General features: G+C 43.8%; 16 protein-coding genes. 6 read left to right on the top strand and 10 right to left on the bottom strand.

From position 1 onward, the window contains the following. The first annotated feature begins 142 nt into the window (after nt 1-142). Genes ileS through fkpB form a run of 3 tightly spaced genes read left to right on the top strand, consistent with a single transcriptional unit; the run spans nt 143 to nt 4,519 of the window. The gene (gene ileS / locus ACAM39_RS08065) at nt 143-3,460 is read left to right on the top strand and encodes an isoleucine--tRNA ligase, N-acetyltransferase domain-containing (protein WP_369628593.1); all 3,318 of its coding nucleotides are present in this window, start codon (nt 143-145) and stop codon (nt 3,458-3,460) included. After that, the gene (gene lspA / locus ACAM39_RS08070; RefSeq protein ID WP_369627296.1) at nt 3,453-4,001 is read left to right on the top strand and encodes a signal peptidase II; all 549 of its coding nucleotides are present in this window, start codon (nt 3,453-3,455) and stop codon (nt 3,999-4,001) included. The genes ileS and lspA overlap by 8 nt, the downstream gene beginning before the upstream one ends. 23 nt (nt 4,002-4,024) lie before the next feature. Beyond that, a complete protein-coding gene (fkpB, locus tag ACAM39_RS08075) occupies nt 4,025-4,519 on the top strand; it encodes an FKBP-type peptidyl-prolyl cis-trans isomerase (RefSeq protein ID WP_369627297.1) in 495 nt (164 codons plus the stop codon). Nucleotides 4,520-4,636: 117 nt separating this feature from the next. Here the strand turns inward: fkpB and ACAM39_RS08080 are convergent, their stop codons facing one another. The 7 genes from ACAM39_RS08080 to ACAM39_RS08110 form a co-directional block, all read right to left on the bottom strand. Then, entirely contained in the window at nt 4,637-5,314 is a 678-nt protein-coding gene (locus ACAM39_RS08080; protein WP_369627298.1) for a hypothetical protein, read from the bottom strand. A 131-nt stretch (nt 5,315-5,445) separates the two neighbouring features. Then, complete coding sequence (locus tag ACAM39_RS08085; protein ID WP_128680020.1) at nt 5,446-6,078, bottom strand: hypothetical protein; 633 nt, start codon at nt 6,076-6,078, stop codon at nt 5,446-5,448. 206 nt (nt 6,079-6,284) lie between these two features. After that, the gene (locus tag ACAM39_RS08090) at nt 6,285-7,031 is read right to left on the bottom strand and encodes a phosphate/phosphite/phosphonate ABC transporter substrate-binding protein (protein WP_369627299.1); all 747 of its coding nucleotides are present in this window, start codon (nt 7,029-7,031) and stop codon (nt 6,285-6,287) included. Next, nucleotides 7,031-7,525, bottom strand: a complete 495-nt coding sequence (locus tag ACAM39_RS08095; RefSeq protein WP_369627300.1) for a PAS domain-containing protein — start codon at nt 7,523-7,525, stop codon at nt 7,031-7,033. The genes ACAM39_RS08090 and ACAM39_RS08095 overlap by 1 nt, the downstream gene beginning before the upstream one ends. A 96-nt stretch (nt 7,526-7,621) precedes the next feature. Next, a complete protein-coding gene (locus tag ACAM39_RS08100) occupies nt 7,622-7,984 on the bottom strand; it encodes a roadblock/LC7 domain-containing protein (protein ID WP_007117205.1) in 363 nt (120 codons plus the stop codon). Between the two features lie 441 nt (nt 7,985-8,425). After that, nucleotides 8,426-9,304, bottom strand: coding sequence for a lysophospholipid acyltransferase family protein (locus ACAM39_RS08105; protein WP_369627301.1), 879 nt, complete (start codon nt 9,302-9,304; stop codon nt 8,426-8,428). A gap of 146 nt (nt 9,305-9,450) precedes the next feature. After that, complete coding sequence (locus ACAM39_RS08110; protein WP_369627302.1) at nt 9,451-10,449, bottom strand: GNAT family N-acetyltransferase; 999 nt, start codon at nt 10,447-10,449, stop codon at nt 9,451-9,453. A gap of 412 nt (nt 10,450-10,861) precedes the next feature. On the opposite strand from ACAM39_RS08110, the gene hflX reads away from it, so the two are divergent. The 3 genes from hflX to htpX all read left to right on the top strand — a co-directional run bounded on the left by hflX (nt 10,862) and on the right by htpX (nt 14,851). Next, nucleotides 10,862-12,232, top strand: a complete 1,371-nt coding sequence (gene hflX, locus ACAM39_RS08115; RefSeq protein WP_369627303.1) for a ribosome rescue GTPase HflX — start codon at nt 10,862-10,864, stop codon at nt 12,230-12,232. Nucleotides 12,233-12,997: 765 nt separating this feature from the next. Further along, on the top strand, nt 12,998-13,762 hold the full coding sequence (locus tag ACAM39_RS08120; protein WP_369627304.1) for a lytic transglycosylase domain-containing protein: 765 nt from the start codon (nt 12,998-13,000) through the stop codon (nt 13,760-13,762). Between the two features lie 198 nt (nt 13,763-13,960). Next, nucleotides 13,961-14,851 (top strand): protease HtpX, encoded by an 891-nt coding sequence (gene htpX / locus ACAM39_RS08125; RefSeq protein WP_369627305.1) that lies wholly within the window; start codon nt 13,961-13,963, stop codon nt 14,849-14,851. A 108-nt stretch (nt 14,852-14,959) separates the two neighbouring features. Here the strand turns inward: htpX and ACAM39_RS08130 are convergent, their stop codons facing one another. The 3 genes from ACAM39_RS08130 to ACAM39_RS08140 form a co-directional block, all read right to left on the bottom strand. Then, the gene (locus ACAM39_RS08130; protein WP_369627306.1) at nt 14,960-15,223 is read right to left on the bottom strand and encodes a DUF2789 family protein; all 264 of its coding nucleotides are present in this window, start codon (nt 15,221-15,223) and stop codon (nt 14,960-14,962) included. Nucleotides 15,224-15,458: 235 nt separating this feature from the next. Further along, nucleotides 15,459-16,445 carry a malate dehydrogenase gene (locus tag ACAM39_RS08135; protein ID WP_007116966.1) on the bottom strand — a complete coding sequence of 329 codons (987 nt, stop codon included), beginning with the start codon at nt 16,443-16,445 and terminating at the stop codon, nt 15,459-15,461. A gap of 227 nt (nt 16,446-16,672) precedes the next feature. After that, nucleotides 16,673-17,464 (bottom strand): T2 family ribonuclease, encoded by a 792-nt coding sequence (locus ACAM39_RS08140; protein ID WP_369627307.1) that lies wholly within the window; start codon nt 17,462-17,464, stop codon nt 16,673-16,675. Nucleotides 17,465-17,648 lie beyond the last annotated feature (184 nt).

The following is a 17,648-nucleotide window of genomic DNA, read 5'->3' on the forward strand; positions in this document are numbered from 1 at the left end:
AATTTTAACATATAATACCCTGTTATCAATTTTTTACCTTTTGCACTTTTTATAGAATACCGAGAGTTACATGACCGACAACACTGACAATCAGTCAACCGACTATAAAGACACCCTAAACCTTGCCGATACCGTATTTCCCATGCGTGGCGACCTTGCCAAACGCGAACCTAAATGGCTAGAACAATGGTTTGCCGACGATGTGTATGCCCAAATTCGTCACGCTCGTCAAGGTCGTGAAAAGTATGTATTGCATGACGGCCCTCCCTATGCCAACGGTCAGATTCACTTAGGTCACGTGGTAAATAAAGTGCTCAAAGACATGATTGTCAAATACAAGACGCTTGACGGTTATGACGCGCCGTATGTACCGGGTTGGGATTGTCATGGATTGCCGATTGAGCAAAAAGTAGAAGGCATTATCGGTAAAGTGGGTCAACCCCATAAAGACAAAAGCAAAAACGGCGCCATCGTGACGTCAACCGAGTTTCGCGGCGCTTGCCGCGACTATGCCAAAAGCCAAATTGACCTGCAAATGGTTGACTTTAAACGCTTGGGCGTATTGGGTGACTGGGAAAATCCTTATCTGACCATGAACTTCAAGCAAGAAGCTGATACCGTCCGTGCCTTGGCAGAAATATACAAAAACGGGCATATCACTCGCGGTATGAAACCGGTGAATTGGTGCTTGGATTGTGGTTCGGCGCTCGCAGAAGCAGAAGTGGAATATGAAGATAAAAAATCCGATGCGATTTATGTCGGTTTTGATATCGTCAACCGTGAAGCATTAGCGGCGACTAAAGCGGTTGACGGCGCTTTGCAGGCGGTGATTTGGACCACCACGCCTTGGACATTGCCTGCCAATCAGGCGATTACCGCAAGCGCTGAGCTAGAATACTCAGTGGTAAAAGTGACGTTTAATAAACAAGCGTTTGCTGTTCCTACTACTCTTGACACGCCTAATTATTTACTTCGCCGTTTAACCAAAGACGATAAAACCGCTTTACAGGCAAGTGCATCTGACCCTTTGATTTGGGAAATGTTGCCGGAAAAACGCCACGAACCTGCCGTATTTGAGCCGTATTTCAAAAAAGCCCTTGAGCAAAAAGCCTTTGCGATTGTCGATAAAAAAACCAATAACATTATTGGCACGACCCGTTTTTATGATGATAATGTTGAAGAAAATTCGATTGCGATTGGCTACACCTTTTTGACCCGTGAGTATTGGGGATCAGGGGCCAATGCTGAAATTAAATCGGCGATGCTAAGTCACGCCCAATCGCAGCGAGAAACGATTTGGTTTCATGTTGCCCCCGATAATCAGCGTTCTGCCAAAGCGTTAGAAAAAATTGGCGCAACTTATCAAAAAACCGCTGACAACGGTTCGGGCGAGCGCTTGTTTTATCAAATGGCAGGCGAAAAACCACAGGCGAAAATTAGCCATTTAATTGTCGCTTATAATTTAGTTCCGTATTTAATGAGTGTGTTTAACGCCAAAGAATACAGTGTGTTGGCAACCGTGAAAGGCGATGCGTTAACCGTACTTAAAGCCCAGCATCCACTGATTGCTGAGCGTCAAGTGCCGATTATCACAGGCGACCACGTGACGGCGGATAGCGGTACGGGTTTGGTACACACTGCGCCCGCGCACGGTGTCGATGACTATGTGGTCGGGCAAAAATTTCACTTGCCTACCGAAAACCCAGTTGCAGGTAACGGCGTGTATTTGCCTGAAGCCAAAGTTTTTGTCGGCGAGCATATTTATAAAGCGCAACCAAAAATTATCGAAACTCTCAAAGCCAGTGGCCATTTGCTCAAGCATGACGTGATTACTCACAGCTATCCGCATTGCTGGCGCCACAAAACGCCGATTATTTTCCGTTCAACGCCACAATGGTTTATCAACATGGAAAGCCAAGGTCTGCGTGAGCAAGCGTTGACCGATATTCCAAAGGTGGTATGGACGCCAAGTTGGGGACAAAATCGCATCGAATCGATGATGCATGGTCGCCCAGATTGGTGTATCAGCCGCCAACGTACTTGGGGCGTGCCGATTGCCTTTTTTATCCATAAAGACACGGGCGATTTGCACCCAAATACCGCTGAGCTGATGGAAAAAGTCGCGCAAGTGATTGAGCAAGGTGGTGTGGAAGCGTGGTTTGATGCCGCGGCTGAAGACTTTATCGGGGATGATGCTAAAGAATATCAAAAATCGACCGATACGCTAGATGTCTGGTTTGACTCAGGGTCAACCAATTTTGCCGTGCTCGCCAATCGTCCTGACTTGGCCAATCCTGCGGATTTATACCTTGAAGGCTCTGACCAACATCGGGGTTGGTTCCAGTCTTCAATTTTGGTGAGTGAAGCGATTTATGGTCGTCCACCGTACAAGCAAGTGTTGACGCACGGGTTTACCGTAGATGCCAAAGGCTATAAATTATCAAAATCCAAAGGCAATACCAAAGGCTTTGAGCCGCAAGAACTTGCCAATAAATATGGCATTGATATCGTGCGCCTATGGGTCGGCTCAAGTGACTACCGTTACGAGATGGCGGTATCGACTGAAGGCTTTGCGCGCACCACGGATATGTATCGCCGTATTCGTAACACCATTCGTTTTTTACTGGCGAATACAGATGACTTTGACCCAGCGACCGACTTGGTAGATGCTAGCAATTTGGTCAGCCTTGACAAGTACATTTTAAAACGCGCTGAGGCGGTACAAGCTGACATTCGCCAATCTTATACCAACATGGATTTTCACCAAGTGTGTCAAGCGGTGGTGGGTTTTTGTTCACAAGATTTGGGTGGTTTTTATTTAGACATCATTAAAGATCGTCAATACACCACCAAAGCCAATGGTGAAGCGCGCCGCTCAGCACAAACCGCGATTTATCATATTGCCCATGCGTTATTGCGCTGGATTGCACCGATTTTGTCATTTACCGCACAAGAAGCTTGGAAAATCTTGAAAGGTCCGCATACAAGCAATGGCAATGGCTACATCTTTACCGAAGAATGGTATGAATTCCCAGAAGTGGTATTGGATGACGTGGGCGAATCGGATTGGCAAGCGATTTTGAATGTCAAAGAAACCGTCAACAAAGCCTATGAAATTGCGCGCACCGATAAAGTGATTAACGCCAATTTATCGGCTAATGTCACCGTGTATGCACCAGATACTACCATGGCGTCACTCAATCGATTAGGCGATGAACTCAAATTTGTGTTGATTTCAAGCCAAGCCAATGTAGCGGCATTAACCAACCAACCAAGCGATGTGACCTATAGCGACGAAGACAGCCAAGTTGCGGTAGTGGTCAAACCTGCCACGGGTGAAAAATGTATTCGCTGTTGGCACATTCGCGAAGATATCGGCATCAATCCTGCCCATCCAGAAATCTGTGGTCGCTGCGCCCAGAATGTCGAAGGTCTAGGCGAGGTGCGTCATTATGCCTAATACACAGGTAACGACTGCTGCCACTCATTCATCCACTACCCTACCCATCAACGGCAACAAAGTCATGATGTGGTATGGTATTGCGGTTTTGTTAATGATTATTGACCAACTCACCAAGTTGTACTTTGAGCACAACTACCAACTGTATCAAACCACGGCGATTATTGAGCCGATTTTTAACTTTACCCTTGCTCACAACTATGGTGCGGCGTTTAGTTTTTTGGCAGATAAAGGCGGCTGGCAAAAATGGCTGTTTAGCGGACTGGCACTGGCTGTTTCCCTTGGCATCATGGCGTATCTACGCAAAATACCCCAACAAGCCAAATTATTGGCTTTGGGTTTGTCATTGGTGCTGGCGGGCGCGGTGGGCAATTTGATTGATCGGGTACGCTTGGGCTATGTGATTGACTTCTTGCATGTCCACTATGGCAATGCGTGGCATTTCCCGATTTTTAATATAGCTGATGTGGCGATTAATATTGGCGTTGTGTTGATTTTAATCGATGCGTTTTTATTAGAATCCAAACGTAACACCCTTTAATTTTTAGATGGATGAACAACCGCATGAATCATGACATTATTACGCCAAACGAACAAACCCGCATCACTCAAGACTCAACCGTTGATTTGCATTTTGAGGTCAGCTTAGAAAATGGCACCGTCATCGACTCAACCTTTGAGCGTGGCGAACCTGTTCGCTTGGTGGTGGGTGATGGCAGTCTGCTTGAAGGGTTTGAGAAGGTACTTATCAACTTGACAGCCGGCGATACTCGCACCGCATCGCTGTCGCCTGACGAAGCGTTTGGTGAGTGGAACCCTGATAACGTACAGACTTTTAGTCATGCGCAGTTTGCCGTGACGGGCAATCTGCCCGAAGTCGGTACCATGATGGAATTTGAAGACAAAGGCAAAACCACGCTCGTGGGTGTGGTCAGTGACGTCAATGAAGATGCCATCAAAGTGGATTTTAACCATCCATTGGCAGGTCAAAATATCCTGTTTAAAGTGCAGATTTTTAGAGTGACACCAAAAGACAGTAAAGGTATCACGCTAAGCTGATATTCAACTGACATTTAGCTGGCATTAAACTGACCTTAAGCCAAATGGAAGCTTTCAATAAAAATTACTGACAATAAAAAACCGCTGATTAACTCTCAGCGGTTTTTTTACAGTCTATCAATTAACCGTTTGGGTGTCATCGCCTGCCGCATTACTTTCTTTAGCCTCTGATTGTTGTGTCAGTGTTGCACGCTGCTCAAACCGTTCGCCCGTCGCTTTAATACCCCACACCAATTCCACAAAAGCGCGGTTATTGATGAGCGGCTCATCTTCGATAATCAAGAAATAGCCCGTTTTGTTGATCCATAAAAACACCATACTGGTATTGGGCATCAACATATCAATACTGGTAAAAAATGACACCCCATACCCATGTACCGCCCAACCGCGCTGCTGTTGGCGCTCTAAAAAGCCATAAAAGTCGGCAGCCGCTACCGATAGCGTGTCTGCTTCTTGCTGAGTAAAGCCCATTTTTGCTAGACAAAAGCCTTCATCTGATGCAATTGCGACACGGCGACTACCTGATAGACTCGCTGCTACATATTTTAAAAAGTTATCCAACTGCACGTGCGGAGCGACCACCCGCTTTTCAATGGTTTCAATCCAACCTTCTTCGATAAACATATCTAACCAAGTGTCACTATAACGCTCACCCCATTCCCGTGCCGTCATACTTTGTTCAGGTGCGAGTACCGCCTGCAAGGCTAGTTGCTGCTCTGAGGGATTGGCGCTTGAAAAACCATGCAATACCCCGGCAGGCGTTAAAATCACATAGGTGTCGTTTTGTTCTGGCATGGTATTTTCCTTAAATTTTGATAGACGGCGAAGGTAATGTTGTATGATAGCGTTGGTGAATGCAAAAGCTCATTCATCGATTGGGTTACTAATTTATCGGTTGCGCTGCTAAATTATCGATTCGGTTAAGGTTAAGCGGCTTGCTTGGCAAAATATTCTTTGGTCTCAAGCCATTTGTCATTAAAATCCCATTTGTTTTTTGACATTTCCCACCAAACCATGCTAAATGCTAAGCGGTCATGACAAACAAGGCAATGGTTAAAGAATTCTTCTTCGATTTCGGCAATTTGCTCGGCTTGATCTTCAGGGTCGTCCTCCTCTTCCATGATATCTAATAACGCAGCAATCGTCGTTTGTGCCACTACTTTCGAGTCATCGGTGGACACACGCAGCTGGTGTTGATAAGTGACTATTGAAGGCGATACCAATACGCTCCAGCGCGTGGCAAGATGGCTTACTTTAAACACATACTCACCATGATTGACGCATTGGTCAAACCCTTGCAGCAGCGTTGGCGTTAGTTTTTCTCTCACTTGGTTGAGCATACGGTCACCAAAATAGGGCACGTCAAACCAACAACCATAAAACATATCGGCTAACGCACCTTGCAACGGCTCTTTTTCATCAAGCTCCATCGCTGCCATGATGCGGCTGGTGTGGATATCCATGTTCATCGGTTGGTCAATCACTTGTCGACTATAGAGACGAAAACTAAGCCAATGTTTTTGAAATTTTCTACGATTACGATTCGACAATGAATACATGCTGATTCCTCAAAAAATTAGCCTAATTATATAAAAAGTTATGTGACACGGGTGAGGTATTAATGACTAGCGCTGTGAAAAACTGCCGCATTTATCCCCTACTATACTATTAAACCCGATGGCAATCAAAACGCTTCAGCATAAAAAAAGCGCAACTCCATCTAAACATGAATTGCGCTATTGGGCAAGATGACAAGCTTGACCGATTAATCCAATAAGGTATCCATTAAATCAATCATAAACTCGCCGTCTTCTTGGGTCATCGGCTCAAAACCGTCGCTCATCCCCAATTCTTGTAAGACTTGTTCGCCATCTGCGGTGTCTTTTAAGCTTAATAAGGCATCGATAAATGGCTGACTGTCGGCAAAACTCTCTTTAACCAGTAGCACATGGCTGATATCACTCAAATCACTTTCAATCAATACCTGCATCTGCGATAAGGTCAAGCGTGACAAGCTATGATAAACTTCTGATAAAAAGAATGCCGCATCGGCTTCGCCTTTAATCAAATTACGCGCAGCGGCTTGGTAAGTCTCAGTAACTTTCCAAGTAATGTCCGTTTCTAACAAATCCACGGCTTCTAGCAGACGAAGCCCAATTAATTTGACATCACGGTTATCTGCCATGGCAATGGTGCAGCCTGCTTTTAAATCATCAAGTGCTGCAATGCCGCTATCGGCTTTTGCAGCAATCACCATTTCATCAGATTTGCCCAGTGGACGCGCCACGGCGCGATAACCCTGCTCCCGAATCATTGTCGCTGCGTCAAAGGGATTGGCATAGATAATATCGACGTTTTGCGCTTGGATTAAGTCGTTTTGTTCATGCGCAGACGCCGGTGTCAGTAAGTGAATGTGAATGCCGGATTTTTTTTGTAGCAGTGTATTGAGCATATACCACCCTGCAAAACGCTCAGGCGCGAAGTCAGGCGCAATGAGTAAATTAATTGTCATTAGGCTTGCTCCTCTAGCATTTTGCGATACAGTGCTTCAGCTTGCGCGATTTTGCTGCGTGATGGTTTGCGTCGTACCGAGGTATAGCCAACCGTTTCGCCATGGCGGATATTGGGCACAGCCGTTGCATACACCCAGTAGTAGCTACCATCTTTGCACAAGTTTTTGACATAACCATGCCATTTTTTGCCCGCTTCGACTGTTTGCCACAAGTCTTTAAAGGCGGCTTTTGGCATTTGTGGATGTCGCAAAATATGATGCGGCGCGTCAATTAATTCATCGCGGCTATAGCCACTGATATCCACGAAGGCGTCATTGGCGTGGGTGATAATGCCATCTAAATCCACGCGTGAAACGATAAGTTTGCCATCGGGGTAAGGTAGCTCGTTTTCGGTGGTATAAACGACACGACTTAAGCCATCTGAGTAAGTCAGACGATGCGCTGTGGCACCGCCAGCAGGTTTGTCCATATCGGGTAATTGTACAGATTTCATTACCTCTCCTTATAAATTTTTGATGGATAAATTTTTGATTGAGTCACGGTTGCTAATATTAGTGATTGGCTGACAAAGTTAACCTGTTTGTAAGTTTTAGATAAGTTTTGATAAGGCTTCAGCCGCACGCTTCATATCCAAGAACACCAGACCCAATTTGGCATTTGGTTTGGTCAAAATGGTCAATACCGCTTCTGTACCCGATGCCGACATAATCACATAGCCTTTTTCGCCTTGCACCATAACGCGCTCGATACTGCCACGCGCTAATTCTCGACCTGCACGGTCACCGAGTGATAGCAGCGCGGCTGACATCGCACCGACACGGTCTTCATCAATGCCCGCTGGCAAGGCTGACGCAATCATCAAACCATCGGTTGAAATCAGCGCAGAGGCTTCTACATCCGCTGAAGAACTGTTTAGGTCATTTAAGATTTGTTGGAACATATCGGTACGCATATCAAGAACCTTTTTAGTAAACAAATTTAGAGGGTTAGTGAAAAAATTTAGGGGTTAATGAATAAATTTACGGGGCAAAATAATCACAAGCTCGCACTCATCCAATCGGTATTAAACTCACTCGTCATTGTGGCGGGCGGAGTGTAAAAATAATCGTGCACAAATAGATGACAAACGTTGTCCAGTAACGGTTTTATAAAGCGTGGCTCATGGGTAATTGATGCCGCTTAACAGTTCAACCGTTTTAGCGACTATTTAATCGCAAGTGATTGTCACATAACGTTTTTTTGCGCATATGATAACAGATTTGATGAAATTTTTACATTTTATTACAATACAATGAGACTGAAAAATTTTAGTGAACTTCTATGATATTCATATAATAAAAAAAAGCCAAGGCGATGGCAGCTTGGCTTTTATAGTTGACAATGACCGTAACGATTAAGGTTTTTTAGCGTGAAGCACTTGCCCATGCAAGCGCGACAGCCCATCCACCATGGACTGCTGCAAGATAGCGGTAATTTCGTTTCGGGTTTTACCCGCAGGGTCAATGGCTGCTAACGGTAGCACATAGGCTTTTGCAGGGCGGTTATCGAGCACACGTTTGACGCTATCTATCAAGCCAATATCGCCATAATACGGAATGTTTTGGTCAAGTTCGCCATCTTGGTTGACATAGCAAATCACAATCGGTTGAATGAGCACTTGGCTGTCCATCGCAGATTGCAACAAGTTGCCATAAATACGTTTAATCGCTGTGCCGTCTGTGGTCGTCGCTTCTGGGAAGAAAACCACGGGTGAACCTTGTGATAAAAATTCACTCATCTGCTCACTGATTTTACTAGTATCGCCCGAACCGCGGTGGATAAATAAAGTGTGGGCAGTGGTCGCCATCCAGCCAATCACCGGCCAATTCGCGATTTCCGCTTTGGACAAAAAGAAGGTCGGTACAATACTACCCACCACAGGGATATCTAGCCAAGAGATATGGTTGCTCGCCCATAGTGCGTGATGTGTCGGTATTGGCTCAATTGCAATCACCTCAATGCCTAACGATTTGAGCGATTTTTTACAGAATTTTTGAATCAGTTGGATGATTTGCTGATTATCGGGATTTGGTGTGTGGCTAATCTGCCACGCATAGCCAACCCCTGTGTGAATCGCTGCCATTAAATTCATAACGCGCTTGCTGCGTTGCCACTGGGTCGCCAAATTCTTTTTACTATAGGTAGCAGGTTGTCGCAGTTGTTTTGCCGTCTCGCTAAGTAGTCTACTGATTGTCAGCGCTGATGGTGCAGTTTTATGATTAGATTTTTGCATAAGGTAACTATGTGAGTGAAAAATTGTGGATGTAGTATAGCAAATTATTGAGCACACGGCTTACTAGGTCTGCTTGACTTTTAAAGATCAGCAAACAGGGTTTATCTTGGTTAAGATTAGCACCTTTGCCTTTACCAATAAACAAGTTAGTGCAAATAGTGCTGATAGCGCGGTTTGACTTGTTCAAACGGCAACCAAACAAACACATCGGCACAGTCAAACTCAGGGTCATAACAAGCCACTGCGCCAAGACTACAGCCCATTTTGACATACATTTTTAACAGCGCTGGCAAGGCAAAATTTTGCGGATTGGCCAAGTCCACATCAGCCACTTGCGCCAAATCGACAGCGGATAATTTGTCTTCTGGCAATTTACGGGTCACTTTGACATCTAGCTTGGTACTATCAAGCTGACGATCTAACCAGTTTTGCACATTGCCCTCTTCCATCGGAACTGAGGCACAGCCCATAAACGCATTGACATTGTAAGCTTTGGCGACTGCCGCGATGGATTCCCACAAATGATTAATCGTGGTGATACCGCGGTAATCTGGATGCACACAGGTGCGTCCGATTTCTAGCACATTATACGGGTAATCATCGAGCAAGCGACCCAGTTTAAACTCATGCTCGCTATAGAACTGCCCAGCTTTTATCGCGCCGTTTTTATCGAGTAAGCGGGTGGTTGCCACCGCGAGTGGTTGCCCAAAGCTATCTTGTTTGGTTTCGTCATACACCACCACATGGGTGCAATAATTATCAAAATCATCCCGATCGAGCGGCTGCTCTGAGCTTGGGTGAAATCCCGCAAAACTTACTGAAAATGCTTGGGTAAAGGTCAAAGTGCGTAGACGCTGGGCATTGAGTAAATGCTGCTCGGTTTGTAGCGAAAACTTATCCTCACTCACGTTAATAATCACTGACTTAAATAACGGGCGTTGGCGGGTACTGGGGCGGCTAAGCGTTGGCTTCACCAATGGGGCTAGCGTCTCTATCACAGGCATGTCAGCAAAATTATGTGCCAGTAACTGCGCTATCAACTGGGTATTAAAAAGACTATCAACAGGATAAGTGGCGATATCTTCGTATAATTTGGTGCGGTTATTTTGTTCTACAACATTAGTTTGTTCTACAAAATCAGTCATCTTACTGTTACCTATGGTGGTTTTTGCTATGGCATTGGCCAGCTGCTGAGCGAAAAATGCCTTAGCTTGTCATTGACTCATTGTCAAAGCTACAAAGCCCCCATCATCTAATTGGATGGTTAGTCAGTCTGGATGAATTCAGTATGCGTGACACCAGTGTCGTTTCAATGACGTTTTCATGGCAAAACCATGACCAAACCTGCGCCTTTACCCCCGTTTTAAGTTACTAATTGTAAATTTGACTAAAAGTTCTGCAAAAAAACCTTATATTGATAGACATAATCCCTCTATCGTGTCTAGCGCTTTTTCTAACGCGGCTATCGACTATTTAAGCGAATGTTTAACTTAATAGACTTAGATAATATATTTAGATATAGACACATTTTTACACTCACAACGAAAGGATGAATCATTGGAGTATTTTGAGCGTTATGAAGGTGGTGAAAAAGCCATCTTAGTCCATTTAAACATTACCCATCTCAATGACCCAGACGATTTGGAAGAATTTGAATTGTTGGTAGATTCGGCAGGGGCGCAAAAACAAGCCTTGGTTACAGGTACGCGGTCTAAGCCTGATGCCAAATACTTTGTGGGTACGGGTAAAGCTGAAGAAATCGGGGAACTTGTCAAGCAATATGAGGCAGATATTGTCATTTTTAACCATAGTTTGACCCCATCGCAGGAACGCAATATTGAGCGCTTGGTGCAGTGCCGTGTGCTTGATAGAACGGGTCTTATCTTGGATATTTTTGCCCAGCGTGCGCGAACCTACGAAGGTAAACTGCAAGTTGAGCTTGCCCAGCTTAATCACTTAGCGACCCGCTTGGTACGCGGCTGGACGCACTTGGAACGCCAAAAAGGCGGTATTGGTCTGCGCGGTCCAGGTGAAACCCAGCTTGAAACCGATAGACGCTTGTTACAGGTGCGTGTCGGGCAACTCAAAGCCAAGCTTGATAAGGTCAAACAAACCCGCGCGCAAGGTCGTGCCAAACGCCAAAAATCCTCGGTACCGACAATTTCACTGGTCGGTTATACCAACGCGGGTAAATCCACTTTGTTTAATACCCTGACCCATGAAAACATCTATGCCGCCAATCAGCTATTTGCGACGCTTGACCCGACGCTACGGAGTGTGTCATGGTCGGGCGTGGGTAAGGTGGTACTTGTCGACACGGTCGGTTTTGTCCGTCATTTGCCGCATGAGCTAGTGGAAGCCTTTCATGCCACGCTAGAAGAAACCTTAGAGGCAGATTTGTTACTGCATGTTATTGATAGTCATCGTGAAGACATGCATGAGCAAATCGCCGCGGTACAATCTGTGTTAGCGGACATTGATAATCAAGTGCCTGTGCTAAATGTGTTTAATAAAATTGACCTCACAGGTGAGCCGCCGCATATCGGTTATAGTGATAAAGCCAAGCCCAATCGGGTGTATGTCTCTGCCCATGAGGGGTTAGGTATCGAGCAGCTCACCCTTGCCGTGCAGCAATTATTGGTGGGTCAATTACAGCGGTTTGAATTAACCTTACCCGCCAATTTTGGACAATTGCAACACGAACTGCATAAGTTACAAGTGATTGAAGACCTCAGCTACGATGAAACGGGTCAAACCAAACTGATTGCCATGATGTCGGTGGACAAGCTTAAGCAGCTGTTGGGTGAATTTGGTATCGCAGCTGAGGAAGTGTTATCACAATCACAAGCCAAACTGCTTGCGCCAGTGCTTGAGCCATTTGAACAATTGCTACAGCAGCAGCCATTGGATACTGCCGACGAGACATAACTTGTTAGCCATTTAACAATATAACAATATTAGACCTGCATCAAAATTTAAGTTGGTGCAGGTTTTTTTTGGCCAAAAAAATGACCATACCACGCGATAAAATAAGCTGATGGGCTATGCGTTAATAAAATCTTAAAAATATATTCGTCAATTTGTCATTTTTTTGTCATGTCCTCCCTTACGCCATCAGATTTTTTTCAGTTATTTTGGGGGTTATTTCATTTTATTTTTTATCAATATCAATCATTTAGATTATTTTCCCCAATTTATGTGGATAACCATGTGGATAACTTCTGACTTGACAACAATAAACCGCATATCACTATAGGTTATCTCTAAATTGGTTATTTTTTAACCAATTATTTTAGTTATATAAATCATAGAGTTATAGTTTTTGGTAAAGTGCAAGCAAAAAATTTTACTTTTTTTTTAAGTTTTAAGGCTTGAAAATTTGATAGCTTTTATGGCTAAAAATTTTGAACCCTTGTTTTTCTAATCTTTCGTATCCAACCCAAAATGTCTACAAGTTTTTTGGCAATTTATTCCCTTATTTCCCCTTATCTGATTTTTTGTAAACTTTAACCAGTTTTTGACAGATTTATGGTATATTTCATGCCAATTCTTTTATAATATTGTTATCAAATGTCATTGAAACATAACGAATTTTATCTTTTTATGTCAGTTTAAAGCTTGACGCTGACCTCAAATTTTATAGTCATGTGCCCTACCGTGACGTATTGTCAAAAATTTTACATAGGTATATTTATGGTATTGTTTGCAAAGAAACCTCGCCTAGCCTATTTGCTATCGGCTTCCCTATTGTCATTAGGTGGTTTGGCAAGTATGGATGCAGCGAACGCTGGCAATATGTATGTGTTTAAAGACAGCAATGGTCAGGTGCTGTTGACCAATGTAGTCAGCAACAACCGCCCTGCAGGAAATAACTTCCAAAACTTTACCAAAAAAGTCAAAGTGACTTATTACGCGGATACCAATGTGCATAGTTATAGCAATTGGGGCGCCAATGAAGCTGCAGTACCTGCCAGTGCGCGTGGCAACAAAAATAGCTACGATAGTATGATTGTGGCTTCTGCGCTGCGCCATGGTGTCGACCCTGCATTGATGAAAGCCATGATGCATACTGAATCAGGTTTTAATCCCAACGCACGCTCACCTGTTGGGGCCCAGGGGTTAATGCAATTAATGCCTGCGACAGCTAGGCGGTTTGGTGTGTATAACGCTTGGAACCCTGCCGAGAACATTGAAGGCGCGGCAAAATATTTGAAATTTTTACAAAACCGTTTTGGTAATATTCAGCATGTGATAGCAAGCTATAATGCCGGTGAAGGCAACGTCAGTAAATACGGCGGTATTCCCCCATTTCGTGAAACTCGTGATTACGTACAACGTGTGTTAAGCCGCTACAACAACCTATATCGCAATGACCCCAATCTGCGCTCTAGTACTAGCAGCAATGGCTTTCAAAATGTTAGCTATAATTCATCAAATACTTATAGGATTGTCCGCTAACAAACGTGTCTCTAAGCCCAAAGCCAGAAGCCCAAAGCCCAAAGCCCAAAGCCAGTTTAATACTGGCTTTTTTTATGTTACAAATTTATGCTACTTTTCCCTTTAATTTGTTGCATTAAACGCTATTATACTAATCATCATAGTCAACTTATTGTTGATAAGTATATTTAATCGTTTGATTGTCTTTAGGAAACCGTCATGTTACGAATTGGCTTATTTCTTTTAACTAACCTAGCGGTGATGGTGGTGTTCGGTATTGTCATGAACGTCATCGCGCCAATGCTAGGGTTCAATTTGGGCGGCACAGGCACAACTAGCCTCCTGGTGATGTGTTTCATCTACGGTATGATAGGGTCTTTTGTATCGCTGTTGATGTCAAAATGGCTCGCCAAACGCTCCACAGGTACGCAAGTCATTGAACAGCCTTCTACCCAGTTGGAAGTTTGGCTGGTCGAAACGGTTCGCCGTTTGGCGCAAAACGTCAATATTGATATGCCAGAAGTGGGTATCTTTGATAATCCATCGCCCAATGCCTTTGCGACAGGTTGGAATAAAAACAAAGCTTTGGTTGCGGTATCGACTGGGCTACTACAATCGATGAACCGAGAAGAAGTCGAAGCAGTACTTGCGCATGAAATTGGTCACGTTGCCAATGGTGATATGGTGACCTTAGCGCTTGTTCAAGGTGTAGTTAACAGCTTTGTGATGTTCTTTGCGCGCATTGTGGGGCTATTTGTAGATCAGGCGGTCTTTAAAAACGACAGCAATTCACCTGGCATGGGTTATTACATTACCAGTATGGTGTTAGATATTGTGTTTGGTATTGCCGCACAAGGGGTTGTCATGTGGTTCTCTCGTTATCGTGAATACCGTGCGGATGAAGCAGGCGCACGTTTGGCGGGTAAATACAACATGATTGCTGCGCTTGAAGCGTTGAAACCTGCTAGCCAGCATCCTGACTATATGCCACAAGGCATGAAAGCCTTTGCGATTAATGAAGGTAAAGGGGGATTTAGTTTTTCCCAGTTATTTGCCAGCCATCCCTCCCTTGATGACCGTATTGCCCATTTACAAAAATTGGCTCAGTAATTATTTTGACCACTTATTTTACCAATGTAAAAAACCCAATCATTTGATTGGGTTTTTTAATTAGCTTTTAAGATACTTAGAAAATACCTTTAACAGTATTAAAATGACTTATTTGGTCAGTTTTTGTGCATCCATAGCATCTTTGTGTAGACGGGTGTTGAGCTCATCGATAATTTCAATCCAACCTGCATCTGCATGATATTCTTCTTTTAAAAATTTGCGTTGGTTATCAGTCCAAACGGTCGCATCGCTAAGCTTTACTGACTGTGGCAGTTGGTTATTCTGGATAAAAGCTTCGATTGATGCATCATCGCTGTCCATGCCCATTTGCTCAAACAACATATTAATGTTTCTTTCGCCATCTATCATCATTGTGGTTCTCCTAGTACTCTTAAAAATATCAATGGTTATTGTAATGTCATTATTTTTTAGCACTCATTTTATTTAAAAATAATCAAAAAAGCGCCATGGATTATTCTTACCGTTAGACTATTGTAGCCAAAATTGGGTAAAAAAAATGTGATTTGATTGTATAGTGTGGTTATTTCATGTAAAAAAACCAGCCTAGAAAGACTGGTTTTTTTTCGGTTAAAATATTCTAACCTAATTAGTTAGGTAGTAAGTGACTTACTGCATCACGCTCTTCAGCAAGCTCAGTTTCAGTGGCTTTCATTTTTTCTTGTGAGAACGCCGATGAAACGTCTAACCCTTCAACGATTTTCCAATCGCCATTTTGGCAAGTACACGGGAATGAGTAGATAAGACCTTTTTGGATACCGTATTCACCATTTGAGTAAACACCCATAGATACCCAATCATTCTCGTCAGTGCCTAGTGCCCACGAACGAATGTGCGCAATGGCAGCGTTTGCAGCAGACGCCGCTGATGAGGCACCACGTGCTTTAATGATGGCAGCACCACGTTGTTGTACGTTAGGGATATAAGTACCTTCGTACCAGTCACGTTGTACTTGCTCTAGAGCGGGTTGACCTTTTACAGTGGTGAAAGTCAAATCTGGGTACTGGGTTGAAGAGTGGTTACCCCAAATGATCATTTTTTTGATGTCATTTACGGTGGTTTCAGTTTCTTCAGCCAATTGCGCCATACCACGGTTGTGGTCAAGACGTGTCATCGCTGTAAAGTTACGTGGGTCTAGGTCTGGGGCATTGCGCTGTGCGATTAAGGCATTGGTGTTGGCTGGGTTACCCACAACCAATACTTTGACATTACGGCTAGCGTTGTCATTTAACGCTTTACCTTGTGCAGAGAAGATGGCGGCATTGGCTTCGAGCAAATCTTTACGCTCCATGCCTGGGCCACGAGGACGGGCACCTACCAGTAGGGCATAGTCCGCATCTTTGAACGCAACATTAGCGTCGTCAGTTTGTACGACGCCCGCTAGCAATGGGAATGCACAATCTTCAAGTTCCATTACCACACCTTTTAAGGCTTCTAAAGCTGGCGTGATTTCTAATAATTGTAAAATGACAGGTTGGTCTTTACCTAACATATCACCCGATGCGATACGAAATAATAATGAATAACTGATTTGACCAGCAGCACCAGTCACCGCAACACGAACAGGCTGTTTCATTGAAAGCTCCTATTATGATAAGTACAAGATCCTTTGCAAATGCAAAGCAGTGAAAAAAGCAGAAAAAGTTGTCTAAAAAAGCTTGCCTAGTTTATCACTTGCCACCACCAAAGACCATAAATTTATGGGGTCAATTGTCGGGTGAGCTTGACAATTATGGGTTGAAGTAAGGCAAAGAACAAAATAAAAAATGCTTAAAACTAGGCAAAAATTGATATTGCTATCCCTCAATAATTACCATCAATCAAAAACTGACTGGGACAGGCATAAGAGCGTGTGGCACATTGGGCAAAACGTCCGTTATTGTCGTAGCACACGTTAATATAGGTCAGTACAGATTGACCTGCACTATTTTTTTGACAGAAAAAATTAAACGAGTTTGGCTTCATGCCAGGGTTTAAAGATAATAATTGACGGCTCAGGCCACTGGACGTGAATCGATAACTGCGACCGCTACTGAGTTCTTTTGGCAGTTTTAATTGACTGGCAAGCGAGGTAATGGTGCGAAAATAATTAGGGGTACTTAGACCACTGCAGCGACCATACTGCTGCCAAATATTTTTGCGAATATTACCGTCTGGAATAACTTTTGAGGTGATCTTTTCTTGCAGTGGCGACATGCTGTAGCGGCTATTACTACAAGGCTGGTTCGCCACCCGATAAAAATTCACCGTCATCGGATTGCCTTCGATACATTGGCGAAGATTACCCATGTATGGGTTAAGCTTGCAGACAGCAGGGGATAATTCCACTCCCAAAACACTGTCGGCGTGGGCAGCTGAGGTTGCTAAAGCACCCATCACCGCCAAGCAGCCAACTGACAAATAGCCACTAAACTTTGCGCTTTTTTGATGGCTTGAGTTGATAATTAAACTGGCTAAATTTGCCGCTGCCTCATCATCTTGAATCTTTGCCCTAAACTTTAACGACGCCAATGTGGCGGTGTGTGAGACCTTGTGCCAGTTGGTAAAATCGAGCAATGTTTTTAGAAGCAATGTTTTTAGACAAGATGACAGCATAGCAATTAAACCAAATAGTCGATGATTAAAAACAAGCAGGTTGCTTTAACGTTTACAGTGAGCTTTTAAAATAGAAGTGATAAAAATGGTGGTTGACTTATCAATTTTCTGCTTGAAATAACTAAATTTTTTGCCAAACGAAACTAATGTTTATGAGTCATGCCAATTCTTTGAAATCATACTA

The organism is Moraxella sp. K02, assembly GCF_041154755.1.
In the GTDB taxonomy this organism is placed as follows: domain Bacteria; phylum Pseudomonadota; class Gammaproteobacteria; order Pseudomonadales; family Moraxellaceae; genus Faucicola.